Source organism: Nocardioides sp. T5, from assembly GCF_048161455.1.
In the GTDB taxonomy this organism is placed as follows: Bacteria; Actinomycetota; Actinomycetes; order Propionibacteriales; family Nocardioidaceae; genus Nocardioides.
Window position 1 is genome coordinate 4,328,762 of sequence record NZ_CP182415.1, and the last position, 12,109, is coordinate 4,340,870.

10 protein-coding genes are annotated in these 12,109 nt (G+C 75.0%); 4 read left to right on the forward strand and 6 right to left on the reverse strand.

All coding sequences use genetic code 11. The annotated features are described in order from the left end of the window. Nucleotides 1-20: 20 nt before the first annotated feature. The 6 genes from ACNKF0_RS21200 to ACNKF0_RS21225 are packed head-to-tail and all read right to left on the reverse strand — an operon-like array spanning nucleotide 21 to nucleotide 7,577. On the reverse strand, nucleotides 21-1,154 hold the full coding sequence (locus tag ACNKF0_RS21200) for an acyl-CoA dehydrogenase family protein (RefSeq protein WP_416954753.1): 1,134 nt from the start codon (nucleotides 1,152-1,154) through the stop codon (nucleotides 21-23). Continuing rightward, nucleotides 1,151-2,860 carry an acyclic terpene utilization AtuA family protein gene (locus tag ACNKF0_RS21205; RefSeq protein ID WP_416954754.1) on the reverse strand — a complete coding sequence of 570 codons (1,710 nt, stop codon included), beginning with the start codon at nucleotides 2,858-2,860 and terminating at the stop codon, nucleotides 1,151-1,153. Before ACNKF0_RS21205 ends, ACNKF0_RS21200 begins: the two co-directional genes overlap by 4 nt. Continuing rightward, nucleotides 2,857-3,636 (reverse strand): TIGR03084 family metal-binding protein, encoded by a 780-nt coding sequence (locus ACNKF0_RS21210; RefSeq protein WP_416954755.1) that lies wholly within the window; start codon nucleotides 3,634-3,636, stop codon nucleotides 2,857-2,859. The genes ACNKF0_RS21205 and ACNKF0_RS21210 overlap by 4 nt, the downstream gene beginning before the upstream one ends. Continuing rightward, a complete protein-coding gene (locus ACNKF0_RS21215; RefSeq protein ID WP_416954756.1) occupies nucleotides 3,633-4,292 on the reverse strand; it encodes a TetR/AcrR family transcriptional regulator in 660 nt (219 codons plus the stop codon). The genes ACNKF0_RS21210 and ACNKF0_RS21215 overlap by 4 nt, the downstream gene beginning before the upstream one ends. Before the next feature lie 46 nt (nucleotides 4,293-4,338). Then, nucleotides 4,339-5,946 carry a hypothetical protein gene (locus tag ACNKF0_RS21220; RefSeq protein ID WP_416954757.1) on the reverse strand — a complete coding sequence of 536 codons (1,608 nt, stop codon included), beginning with the start codon at nucleotides 5,944-5,946 and terminating at the stop codon, nucleotides 4,339-4,341. An 11-nt stretch (nucleotides 5,947-5,957) separates the two neighbouring features. Continuing rightward, nucleotides 5,958-7,577, reverse strand: a complete 1,620-nt coding sequence (locus ACNKF0_RS21225) for an AfsR/SARP family transcriptional regulator (RefSeq protein ID WP_416954758.1) — start codon at nucleotides 7,575-7,577, stop codon at nucleotides 5,958-5,960. A 255-nt stretch (nucleotides 7,578-7,832) separates the two neighbouring features. On the opposite strand from ACNKF0_RS21225, the gene ACNKF0_RS21230 reads away from it, so the two are divergent. The 4 genes from ACNKF0_RS21230 (at nucleotide 7,833) to ACNKF0_RS21245 (ending at nucleotide 11,423) form a co-directional block, all read left to right on the forward strand. Beyond that, on the forward strand, nucleotides 7,833-8,027 hold the full coding sequence (locus ACNKF0_RS21230) for a hypothetical protein (RefSeq protein ID WP_416954759.1): 195 nt from the start codon (nucleotides 7,833-7,835) through the stop codon (nucleotides 8,025-8,027). 101 nt (nucleotides 8,028-8,128) lie between these two features. Next, entirely contained in the window at nucleotides 8,129-8,344 is a 216-nt protein-coding gene (locus ACNKF0_RS21235) for a hypothetical protein (protein ID WP_191193618.1), read from the forward strand. 83 nt (nucleotides 8,345-8,427) lie between these two features. Next, nucleotides 8,428-10,719: an AAA family ATPase gene (locus tag ACNKF0_RS21240; protein WP_416954760.1), complete on the forward strand. Its 2,292-nt coding sequence runs from the start codon at nucleotides 8,428-8,430 to the stop codon at nucleotides 10,717-10,719. Next, on the forward strand, nucleotides 10,716-11,423 hold the full coding sequence (locus ACNKF0_RS21245) for a hypothetical protein (RefSeq protein ID WP_416954761.1): 708 nt from the start codon (nucleotides 10,716-10,718) through the stop codon (nucleotides 11,421-11,423). Before ACNKF0_RS21240 ends, ACNKF0_RS21245 begins: the two co-directional genes overlap by 4 nt. The last annotated feature ends 686 nt before the right edge of the window (nucleotides 11,424-12,109 follow it).

Sequence of the window (12,109 nt, forward strand, 5' to 3'; positions counted from 1 at the left end):
AGATTCCTTCTCTGTCGTGGTCACGAGGCGTAACCCATGAGCTTCGCCGTCAGGTCACGCAGCACCTCGTCGGCGCCGCCCCCGATCGGCAGGAGCCGGGCGTCGCGGTAGTGCCGCTCCACCTCGGTCCCGTGCATGTAGCCGGTGCCGCCGAAGAGCTGCACGGCCCGGTCGCAGACGTACGCCGCGCAGTCGACAGCGGTCTGCTTGGCCAGGCAGGCCTCGGCGACGACGAACTCGCCCGCGACGTGCCGGGCGGCGACCGACCGCGTGTAGGTGCGCGCGACCTCGACCTGACGGCGCATCTCGACGAGCGTGTGCTGGACCGACTGGTTGTCGATCAGCGGTCGGCCGAAGGTCTGGCGCTCGCGGGCATGGGCCGCCGCGAGGTCGAGCGAGCGGGCCGCGATGCCGTAGCCGTGGACGGCGAGCGCGATCCGCTCGACGACGAACTGCTCGGCGATCTGACCGAAGCCCGAACCCTCCTCGCCGACGAGGTTGCGCGCCGGCACGCGGCAGTCGACGAACGACAGCGCGGCGGTGTCGGAGCAGTGCCAGCCCATCTTCTGGAGCGACCGGCTGACGGTGAAGCCGGGCGTGCCCTTCTCGATGACCAGCAACGAGATGCCGCCGTGGCCCGGCCCGCCGGTGCGGACGGCCGTGGTGACGAAGTCCGCGCGGACCCCGGAGGTGATGAAGGTCTTCGACCCGTTGACGACGTAGTGGTCGCCGTCGCGCTCGGCGCGGGTGGTGATCCGCGCGACGTCGGACCCGCCGCCGGGCTCGGTGATCGCGAGCGAGCCGATGGTCTCGCCGGCCAGCGTGGGCCGGACGAACCGGTCGACGAGGTCGGGATCACGGCTCGCCGAGATGTGGGGCAGCGCGATGCCGGCGGTGAACAGGCCGGCCATCAGCCCGCTCGACGCGCCCGCCTCGAACATCGCCTCCTGCAGCACGACGGTGTCGACCAGGTCGCCGCCACCGCCGCCGACCTCCTCGGGGAAGGAGACACCGATCAGGCCCAGCCCGCCGGCGGTCCGGTGGAGCGCGCGTGGGATCTCACCGGCGTCCTCCCACTCCTGCAGGTGCGGCACCACCTCGCGGCGCACGAACTCGGCACCGGTGGCGCGCAGCGCGTCGTGCTCGGCGGTCATGTCAGGCTCTCCTCGATCGAGACCAGCCGCGAGCGCATCCACTCACCGAGCGCCTTCGCCTGCGGGTCGAACCGGGTGGACGCGGCCACTCCCTGGCCGAGGAGGCCGTGCACGACGAGGTTGACGGCGCCGAGGTTCGGCAGCAGCCAGACGTCGACGTCGAGGTCGGCCGCCTCCGGCAGGAGGGTGGGGATGCCGCGCGGCGACATCAGCTTGAACAGCCACTGCACGCGGGCGTCGTACGTCGCCGGGTCGACGCCGTCGTGCGCGACCCAGAGGCCGATGTTGGCGTCGCCGCCCTTGTCACCCGAGCGCGCGTGGACGAACGTGCCCAGCGGAATCCGGCGCGTCAGCGTGTCGTGCTCGGCCGGGTACGGCGACGGGCGGCGGCCGGGGGCCTCGGTCGCGGGGGTGTACGTCGTCGGGTCGGCGACGACCTCCCGGCGGCCGTCGGCGTGGACGACGGTGTGCACGACGTCGGCGCGGTCGACGTACTCCGCGCGGTAGACACCGAACGGCGTGGCCGGCGCGGGCGCCGACGTCATCGTGAAGCCGGGGTAGGACCCCAGCGCGAGCTCCACGGCGGCGGCGGTGAAGGCGCGGCCGACCGGGTCGGGCGAAGGGTCCTTGACGGTGCAGCGCAGCAGGGTGGACGCGGCCTCCTCGGAGTCCGCGTCGGGGGTCGGCAGGTCGACGGCCGACCAGGTGACCTCGGCCGCCGTCAGGCGCGCCGAGAGCTGCTCGCGCACCCAGCCCGCCTTGGCCTCGACGTCCAGGCCGGTCAGGACGAGCTCGACCTGGTTGCGCCAGCCGCCGAGCTCGTTGACGCAGACCTTGAGCCGCTCGGGCGGCGCCTCGCCGACGACGCCGCGGATCGCGACCCGGTCGTCGCCCTCCTGCTCGAGGCGCACCGAGTCGAGGTGGACGGTGACGTCGGGCCCGAGGTATCGGGTGGACTGGATCTCGTAGACGAGCTGGGCGGTGACGGTGTCGACGGTGACCGCGCCGCCGGTGCCGGCGTGCTTGGTGATGACGCTCGACCCGTCGGCGGCGACCTCGGCGACCGGGAAGCCCAGCGGCCGGTCACGGTGGGGCAGGTCGAGGAAGCCGCTGAAGTTGCCGCCCGTCGCCTGGGTGCCGCACTCGACGACGTGGCCCGCGACGACCGCGCCCGCCAGCTCGTCGTACGACGTCGTGCTCCAGCCGTGGTGCGCGACTGCGGGCCCGACGACGAGGGAGGCGTCGGTGACCCGGCCGGTGACGACCACGTCGGCGCCCGCGGTGAGGGCGGCCGCGATGCCGAACCCGCCGAGGTAGGCGTTGGCGGTGAGGGCGCCAGAGAAGCCGAGCGCGCGCACGTCGTCGCCCTCCACGTGCGCGACCTGCGGGTCGAGACCCAGTCCTCGAGCGACCTCGCGGACCTTGTCGGCCAGTCCCGCCGGGTTGAGCCCACCGGCGTTGGCGACGATCCTCACGCCGCGCTCGAGGGCCAGGCCGAGGCAGTCCTCGAGCTGCCGGACGAACGTCCGCGCATAGCCCAGCGAGGGTTCCTTGAGCTGGTCCCTGCCGAGGATGAGCATGGTCAGCTCGGCGAGGTAGTCGCCGGTGAGGACGTCGAGCTCGCCTCCCTCCAGCATCTCGCGCATGGCGCTGAGCCGGTCGCCGTAGAAGCCCGAGCAGTTGCCGATCCGCACCACGCCGCTCATCTCGCAGCCCGCCCCTCGCCCGGCTGGCCGGCGAAGGCCTGGGCGATGTCGAGCCACCGGTCGACGTCGGCGCCGGTCGCGACGAGGTCGGTGTCGGCGCGGTGGACCCGCTGGGTGACCAGCCGGCAGAAGTGGCCGGCGCTGCCGGTGAGCGTCTGCGCCGCGTCGTCCGGCCCCCACGACCACACGTCACCCGACGGCGCGACGAGATCGATGCGGAACTCCTCGGCCGGTGCGTCGAGGCCGTGCAGGTGATGAGCGAAGTTGCGGGTGCGTACGCCGAGGTGGGCGACGTGGCGGATCCGGTCGGTGTCCTCCACCGGGGCGCCGAGGCCCTCGTGGACGTCGAGGCCGTGCGCCCAGGTCTCCATGAGCCGAGCGGTCGCCATCGACGTGGCCGACATCGGCGGGCCGAACCACGGCATCTTCTCCCCCTGCGGCATCGCGACCAGCGTCGCTCGCAGGTCGGCCCGGGCCCGGCGCCAGCGCCCGAGGAGGTCCGGCTCCTTGGCGATGGCCTGCGCCTGCGCGTCGACGTAGCCGTCCGGGTCGGCGATGGCCCCGAGGACGACCGCGCCCCAGGCCTCCTTGTCGGTCGCCGCCTTGACCGCGACCTCGTCGGTCCACGCGAGGTGGGCGACCTGGGTCGCGACGTCCCAGCCGGGGGCGGGGGTCGCCGCGTGCCAGCCGTCCTCGTCGAGCCCGGCCACCAGCTGCTCGAGCCGGTCGCCCTCCGCCTCGAGATCGGCGAGCACCTGCGTCAGCACGTCGGTCATGTCGTCCCCTGCTCCTGTCGGTCCAGCTCCCGGTCCAGCACGTCGGCCCACTCCCGCAGGATCCGGCGACGGCGCGCCGAGTCGTCGGTGAACGTGGAGGCCAGGCCCAGGCCGCGCACGAGGTCGAGGGTGGCCTGCACCAGCTCGCGCACGCCCGGCCGCGACTCGTCGACGCCGAGCGCGGTCACGGTCAGCCGGTGCGCCTCGCGACCGACCCGCTGCTCCAGCGGACCGACCGCCGCGAGGAGGGCCTCGTCGGTGCGGGCGGCCACCCACAGCTCCAGCGCAGCGGCGAAGACCGGCGAGGCGAAGTGGTCGCCGAGCATCTCGACCACCGTGCGAAGTCGAGTGCGCCGCCCCGCGGCGGAGGCGACCGGCTCAGCACTCAACGCGGCGAAGGCGGCCGAGAGCTCGGCCCCGCGCCGTTCGGTGAGGTGCTCGACGGCAGCCACGACGAGGTCGTTCTTGGTCGGGAAGTGGTGCAGCTGCGCGCCGCGGCTGACGCCCGCGCGCTCGGAGACGAGGGTCGTCGAGGTCCCCGCGAAGCCGCGCTCCACCAGGAGCTCGACCGTCGCCTCCAGGAGGCGCGCCCGCATCGCCCGGGTCCGGTCGGCCTGCGGCACGCGAGGCGCGGCTGCCGGCAGGGGGGAGGTCACGACGCCCAGCCTGCCGTCGTACAAACAAACAGTCAAGCCTGACTTTTTATGGCACCTGGGTCAGCGTCCCCACCGCGCCGCAGGGCGAGGTCGACCCGAGCCACAGGTCGCCCTCGGGGATCGAGGCCCGCCACGCGTACCAGCCCTGCTGCTCCAACTGGAAGCTGAGGGACGGGAACGTGCCGTTGCCGGGTCGGCGCTGCACGACGTCGCGATGGTTGCCCGTGCAGGCCTCGGACGCCGTCAGGTAGGGGCCGTAGAGCGAGGTCGTGACGTCGATCGGTCCTCCGAAGGGCAGCCCCGCGACGGTGACCTGGGCCGCGAGGACGTCGTACGGCGCCGCGGTGGCCGGGGCCGAGAGCGTCACCGACGCCCGCGAGCGCACCCGCACCGGCGCGCCGCACGAGGTCACGGGCACGCTGGCGTCGGTCCCGTCGACCGTGACCTGCCAGACGTGGTAGCCACCGGCGGACGGCGCGATCGCGGGTGAGGCGTAGGCGCCGTCGGCGCCGACCGGCAGGGAGACCGTCCCCGCTGCCGGACCGCCGCAGTGCGCGGCCGCCGCCGAGGCGAACGGTCCGTGCAGCGACGCCGTGGCCGTGCGGCTGGCACCGTCGCCGTCGATCGTCGCCACCACCCTCGCCGGGGAGCCCGCCACGAGCACGGTCGGGTCCGCCGTGAGGGACAGCGACTGCGGGCCGCGGACCGCGACCCGGGCGCTGGCCACGAGGGTGCGACGTACGCCGCCCTCCGCAGCCGAGGCCTGCCGCTCACGGTCGGCACCGCGGACCCGCAGCCAGTGCAGGGGCACCTGGCCGACCTCCGCGACGACCGTGCGCCAGCCGGCGACGGGCGCGGCCAGTCGCACCAGCGCCCGCCCGTCGTCACCGGTCACCGTGTCGATCGGTCCGGCGGCCGGCTGGGACACCCCGCCGTCGGGCGAGGTCACGCTCACCGGCAGGCCGGCGACCGGTCCTCCGTGACCGTCGGTCACGCGCACGGTCACGGCCGTCACCCCGCCGACGTCGGCGGTGGTGGGCTCGACGGCGACCTGGTGGGGACCGGCGCTCGCGCGGGAACCGCGCAGCATGAGGCGGGCGTAGCGGCGGACCGTGGCCGGGTCGCCGGAGGCCCGGACCCGGGCGGCGCCGCGGCGGGCGCCGAGCTGCCAGGCCCGGCCGGCGAGGAGGTGGAGCACCGCTGCGTCGACCGCCGCGGCCTGGACGGCGTCCTTGTGGCCGCCGTACTTGGACAGGATCCAGGCGGCCCGCTCGGTCGCGGCACCGGACGGACCCTTGGCCCCCCGGAGGTCGGAGGTGGCGTCGACGGCCCGGAAGCCGGCCCGGTTGGGCCGACGCCCGGGCGTGAACACGAAGACGGGTGTGCCGTTGAGCCGGTAGCCACCGATCCAGCCGCCGTCGGCGCGGCCGGTCGGGGGGATGCGGAAGCCGGCCCAACGCTCGGCCCGGTCGTCGGAGCCGGCGGCCAGCGGCGCCGGCATCGCCACCAGGGTCGTCAGGGCGAGCGCGGTGGCGAGGACCGCGGCGAGGAGGGTGGCGAGCACCGAGGCGAGCGGGCGCGCGCGGGCCCGGCGTGCGGTCGTGACCGGCGCGGTGGCGGGGGTGTGCTCGGAACTGGTCGTGGTGGTCGGCATGGCGCTGCTCCTCACCCCACGGGGCCTGGGTCCTGGGTGCCGGGGTCGGTGGGTTCGCCGGGCGGGCTCGGGTGCCGCGTCGGGCTGGGCTGGGGGGTCGGGCTCGGGGACGGGGACGGGGACGGGCCGGGCTGCTGGGTCTGCTGGACCGGGGTCGTGCTCGGCGTGGGGGTCGGGGTGAGGGTGGGGGTCGGGGTCGGGGTCGGGGTGGGGGTGGCAGTCGGGGAGGAGGTGGTGGACGTCGGCGCGGGGCTCGGCGCGGGGCTCGGCGTGGGTGGCGGGGATGGGTCCCGCTGCGGTGCGGCCGCCGCGGCGAGCGCGGGAGCCTCGGCCTCCTGGACGCGGACCTCGCCGACGACGGGCGCGGCGGTCGGGGACGTCGCCGACCACTCGTAGGTGCCGCCGTCGAGCCCGCTCAGCACCAGCCGCTGCCCGTCGCGGCTGCGGACCACGACGCTGCGCACGAGGCTCCTGCCGGACGGCCCCGCGACCTCGAGCCGGACCCGGGCCGGTCGCTGGGTGGCGCGGACGACGAAGACCGCGGCTCCGTCGGTCGAGCCGACGGGACGCACCAGCACCTCGCGGGCGTACGCCGGACCGCTGGCGGCGCCAGGACCCGGCCGGGCGGTCGGCGCGTCCGGGAGGCGGTCGCCGGAGGACACCGGGTCGGTGGGCCGCGCGCGGTCGGGGCCGAGGTTGGCGACCGACACCGAGACTGCCAGGACGAGGGCCGCCCCCACCGCCAGCCGCGCAGCGGTCGCCCGCCGGGACAGGCCGGCCGGCCCTGTGGGGGACAGGGGGTCCGGTGGGGGCGGCGGTCCCGCGGGGGGCGGTCCGGGCGGGGCGACCTGCCGCAGGACCGACGCGGCCCTCTCCGTGACCGGCGCCCGACGCTGGGCGGGGACGACGACGGGGGCGACGGGGGGCGCGGAGGCCTCCACGAGGGCCCCGAGACCGGGCGAGGGCACGACCCCGAGCTCGGTTCGTACGACGTCGCGGTAGCGCTCGAGCTCCCGCACGGCGCCGGCCCGGTCCCCCCGGCCGAGGAGGGCGCGGATCAGCAGCGCGCTGGCCGACTCCCGCAGGGGCTCGACGCGCGCCACCGCGCGCGCGGCCTCCTCGGCGAGCGTGGTGTCGCCCCGCTCGAGGGCCGCCCGGGCCAGCCGCTCGAGGGCGCCGACCCGCTGGTGCTCCAGCTCGTCGCGGTGCGCCTCGACCCACTCGTCGTACCAGCCGGGGAGCAGCTGCTCCCCCGCCAGCGTGACCAGCAGCGACGGGTCCGCCACCGCGTCGGGGCCGGCGGCCGCCGACACGGCCGCCCGCAGGACGTCGACGTCGACCACGACGTCCGCCGCGAGCGCGACGCTCGTCCGGTCGGCGGCGAGCAGGCCGGGGCACCGCTGGTGGGTCTGGGACACGGCGCGCCGGAGGCTGGCGAGGGCACGGGCGTCGGTGCTCTCGGGCCACAGCATGCCGGCGACCTGCGCGCGGGCACGCGTGCCGGTGAGGGCGAGCAGGGCGCACAGGCGCTGCTCGCGGCCGCCGAGCGCGACGACGTCGCCGTCCACGACGAGCTGCCACCCGCCGAGGAGGCTCAGGCCACGACTAGTGGCCGACTCGGTCTGCGGCATGGTCGGTCACCGAGACTTCCCTCTCCCGTGCCGCGGCTCGCACGGCGAGTCGCGGGCTTCCCCGAGCCACCACGGTGCCCGAATCCCACCCCTGGGGAGTAGGCCCCCGCACGGATCTCCCCAGGATTGGGGTCGACGTCCAGACCAGTCCTGACTAGGTCGCGCGTCGCCTCCGACCGGTCACGCAGGAGTCACGCTGGCCCGGGTCCGATGTGCCAGTCAGAGAAGACCGCACAGAGGGGGGAGGTGAACATCATGCGGGAACTGTCCTTCACCGAGCTCGACACCGAGCGCACCGAGCTTCTCCCCACCCGGGAGACGCTGACCTTCGGCAACTACAACTGGGCCAACATCGTGGCGAACAACTCGTCCATGGCCCTCAACGCCGCTGCTCTCGGATCCCTCGCGCACAGCGAGGCGTGGCAGGCGATCACCGTCACGCAGGGCTGATGACCTCGCGTGGCCTCCCTGCGGAGGGGGAGGCCACGCAGGTCGCCGTCCTTCGCCCCGACCGGCCCGAAGCGGGCCAGAACTGAAGGAGGTGAACCGGCATGGTCCGACCCGAGATCGCCATGGCCGACCTCGACGCCGAGACGGCTACGCCGCTGCCTCGTCGGGAGACGTTGAGCTGCCAGTTCGCATGCGTCAACGTCACCAACGTCGTGGGCGTCAACCTCGCCCTCGCCGTCAACGCGGCCACGATCGGCTCCCAGGCCAATGCACTGGCGCTGCAGTACCTCGCCTCGGTGCAGATGCACATGCCGTGAGACCCGGCGGCGGGCGCGTTTGCTCTGGCGCGCCCGCCGCCGTCACCGATCCAACCACCGGAGCAGACAGAGCACCCAGAGCGATGGACCTGACGACCGCAGACCACATGACGACCGCGCCCGACCCGTCGAGCGCGCCGGCCACCCGGCAACGGTGGCGGCAGGCGCGCGGGCTGGAGTTCCTGGGCCCGGTCCAGGGATCGGGCCTGAAGGACCCGGCCTTCCTGGTGCGCCGCGTCGACGACCAGGTGGTGCAGCTCTCCGAGCTGCTCCACCTGGTGGTGCGTGCGGTCGAGCCGCCCCGGCCAGCCGAGCAGGTCGCCGACGACGTGAGCGCGGCGTACGGGCGGACCCTGAGCGTCGACGGCCTGGCCCACCTGGTGACCACCCGCCTCGAGCCCCTGGGGCTGGTGGTCCCGGACGAGTCGCCGGACCCGACGCGGGCGGTGCGGGCGCGCCCGCTGCTGGCGCTGACCGCGAAGGGCACGCTGGTGCCGGCCCGAGTGGTGAACCGGCTGGCCCGCGCGCTGGTGCCGCTCTTCTGGCCGCCGCTGGTCGTCCTGGCACTCGCAGCGCTGGTCGCCGCGGACGTGGCGCTGGTGACGCAGGGCGACCTGTGGGCGGCGGTCGGCGAGCTCTTCGCCACCCCCACGATCGCCCTGCTGATCTACGCGATGCTCACGGTGGCCGCGCTCGTCCACGAGCTCGGGCACGCGGCCGCCTGCCGCTACGGCGGCGCGCGTCCGGGTGAGATCGGCTTCGGGCTCTACCTCGTCTTCCCCGCGTTCTACACCGACGTGACCGACTCCTACCGGCTCGGCCGGACCGGGCGGGTGCGCACCGACCTCGGCGGGCTGCACTTCAATGCCCTCACCGTGCTGGTCCTCGCAGCCGGCTACCTGGCGACCGGCAACGGCGTCCTGCTGCTGACCGCGTTCGTCCTGCAGTTCCAGATGCTTCAGCAGCTCATCCCGGTGGTGCGCTTCGACGGCTACTACGTCCTCTCCGACCTGGCCGGCGTGCCCGACCTGTTCGCCCGGGTCGGCCCGGTGCTGAGGAGCCTGCGCCCCGGCCACCCCGTCGACCCGCGCGTGAGCGAGCTCCGGCCACGCTCGCGGCGGTTCGTCACCGGCTGGGTCGTGGTCGTGGTGCCCCTGCTCGTCGCGGCGCTGGGCTGGGCGGTCTGGTACCTCCCGGAGTTCCTCGAGCGGGGGCGCCAGGGCCTCGAGCTTCAGCAGCTGGTCTTCGACCTGGCCTGGGAGCGACGCGACTGGCCGGCCATGGCCCTCGCGGTGGTCTCGATCGCCCTGCTGCTGCTGCCGATCCTGGGCGCGCTGCTGGCGCTGTGGCGGGTGGGCGCCACGCTGGTCCTGCTCGCCCGGAACAAGCTCGCGGCGGGCGACGCGGCGTCGTACGAGCCGGTCCCGCTCCCCGACCCGCCGCGGGTCGTCTCGGCGGCCGACTTCACCGACGAGGTGATGTACGCCGCCCCGGCGCCGGTCCCGACGCAGGGCTGGCGCGGCACGGTCTACCGCGGCAGCGGCCACCTGCTCAACCCCGGACCGAGCCTGCCCGAGCAGCGTCGGCGCGAGCTCGAGCGCCGGCTGCGCACGCCGATCGAGGGCTCGCGACGCGTGGTGGTGATGAGCCGCAAGGGCGGCGTCGGCAAGACGACGATCACGCTGGCGCTGGGCAGCACCTTCGCGCTGCTGCGCGGTGACCGGGTGATCGCGGTGGACGCCAACCCCGACGCCGGCAACCTCGCCCACCGGGTCGCGCCGCCGCACGACCGCACCGTGACCGACGTGCTGCGCGACCTGGACCAGATCACGACGTACGCCGCCCTGCGCCGCTACACCTCGCAGGGCATCGAGTCGCGGCTCGAGGTGCTCGCCTCCGACGACGACCCCCGCATCGGCATGGCCCTGGCGCGCGACGACTACCACCGGCTGATCGGCCTGCTCGACCGCTTCTACAACCTGATCCTGCTCGACACCGGCACCGGCATCCTCGACAGCGCCAACCAGGGCCTGCTCACCGAGGCCGACCAGGTCGTGCTGGTGGTGCGGGCCGGTCTCGACGGCGGCCGGGCCGGGGCGCTGACGCTGGACTGGATGGACCAGCACGGGTTCGACGACCTCGTCGCACGGACGGTGGTGGTGGTCAACGCGGAGCGACGCGGCAGCGAGCCACCGGAGCCGATGCGACGGCACTTCGAGAAGAGGTGCGCGCGCGTCGTGACGGTCCCGTGGGACGACGCGCTCGAGCCGGGTGCGCTGACCGACATGTCCGCGCTGCACCGGCGTACCCGGGACGCGCTCGTCGACATCGCGGCGGCGGTGGCCGACAACTTCGTCGTCGGGGACGAGTCATGACCGCGCGCGGCGTGGTCGCGCACGCGCTCGTGGCGACCCTGCTGCTGGCCGGCGCCGCTCAGGCGACCTCCGGCGCGACCTCGCGAGGGGCGGCCGACGAGCGGCGCGACCTGGACCTCGTGGCCAGCGCGCAGCCGAGCGACCAGCGGCGCGAGGACAGCGACCGGGTCGTCGGCGAGGTGATGGTCCGCGAGGACTCGGTGAAGGCGGACGCCGTCGCGACCACCGTGACCGCCTGTCACGGGTGCCGCGGGGACAGCACGGTGCTGCAGGTGCTCTACGTGCCGGGGCCCTCGTCGGCACGCTTCGACAACGTCGCCTCGGCCTGGACCCAGGACTGCTGGGACTGCAGCGCGACCGCCCTGGCCGTGCAGGTGGTGGTCATCGGACCGGGCACCCGCGCGCGGCCGACCAACCGGGCACTGGCGGTCGGCGGGTCGTGCGCCACCTGCGTCACGGCGACCGCGGCCTTCCAGGTCGTCGTGCAGGTCGATGCGGTCGGGCGCCTGCCCGACCCGGTCCTCGCCGAGATCATGGCCTGGGTCGGGGCGGAGGCAGCCGCGCTCCGGGCCGTCGCGGCGACCCCGGTCGCGCCACGACGCGCGGAGCGGGCCGCGGCCCGGTCGCTCGGCGAGCTGCGCCGGGTCGTCGTACGCGCCCTCGGCGGCCGCACCCGTTCCGCCCGGGTCGCCGTCACCCGCTGATCAGTCGAGGCGGGCCACCAGCGGCAGGCGCGAGCGGGCGGTCAGCCCGACGACGGCCGCGGTGAAGAGCGGCAGCGCGACCACGACGGCGACGATCAGCAGCCACGGGATGGCGAGGAAGGGGCCGTGCTCGCCCGTGCCCCAGTTCGCCGACGTGAGCGGCCGCGAGATGGCGACGCCCGGAATGAAGCCCACCGCCGCCCCGAGCAGGGCGCCGACGGACCCCACGACCAGGGCGTACGCCGCTGCGACACCGCGCCTGGTCCGCGGAGCCGCGCCCACGGCCGACAGGGTGGCCAGGTCGGGTCGGGCGTCGGACAGGGCGAGGAAGGTGGCGGTGAGGGTGCCGCTGAGCATCAGCACGCCGCCCAGCACGCCGAGGACGAGCAGGATGATCGTCGCCTCGACGGGGCGCTGGTAGCCGCGCTCGACGTACACCCAGCTCTCCGGCGCCACCGCGGCCACGGCCTCCTCGATGCGGGTCTGGGTGGGCTCGTCGATGTCACCGGTGAGGCGCAGCTCGTAGGGCACGACCGGGAGGTCGAGCTCCTCCACCACGCTGGTGGGGGCGATCGCGACGGCGGGAGCGACCGGTTGCTCCCACGTCACGTAGGCCGCCGGCAACCGGTGCGTGCTGACGTCGTCGGGCTGCTCGGCGTAGCCGCTCTCCCAGCGCTCCTCGCGCA

Excerpts from the sequence above, each read along its gene's own strand:
- ACNKF0_RS21230 (WP_416954759.1), top strand. The coding sequence starts at position 7,833 with ATGCGGGAACTGTCCTTCACCGAGCTCGACACCGAGCGCACCGAGCTT.
- ACNKF0_RS21200 (WP_416954753.1), bottom strand. The coding sequence starts at position 1,154 with ATGACCGCCGAGCACGACGCGCTGCGCGCCACCGGTGCCGAGTTCGTG.
- ACNKF0_RS21240 (WP_416954760.1), top strand. The coding sequence starts at position 8,428 with ATGGACCTGACGACCGCAGACCACATGACGACCGCGCCCGACCCGTCG.
- ACNKF0_RS21220 (WP_416954757.1), bottom strand. The coding sequence starts at position 5,946 with ATGCCGACCACCACGACCAGTTCCGAGCACACCCCCGCCACCGCGCCG.
- ACNKF0_RS21245 (WP_416954761.1), top strand. The coding sequence starts at position 10,716 with ATGACCGCGCGCGGCGTGGTCGCGCACGCGCTCGTGGCGACCCTGCTG.
- ACNKF0_RS21205 (WP_416954754.1), bottom strand. The coding sequence starts at position 2,860 with ATGAGCGGCGTGGTGCGGATCGGCAACTGCTCGGGCTTCTACGGCGAC.
- ACNKF0_RS21225 (WP_416954758.1), bottom strand. The coding sequence starts at position 7,577 with ATGCCGCAGACCGAGTCGGCCACTAGTCGTGGCCTGAGCCTCCTCGGC.
- ACNKF0_RS21210 (WP_416954755.1), bottom strand. The coding sequence starts at position 3,636 with ATGACCGACGTGCTGACGCAGGTGCTCGCCGATCTCGAGGCGGAGGGC.
- ACNKF0_RS21235 (WP_191193618.1), top strand. The coding sequence starts at position 8,129 with ATGGTCCGACCCGAGATCGCCATGGCCGACCTCGACGCCGAGACGGCT.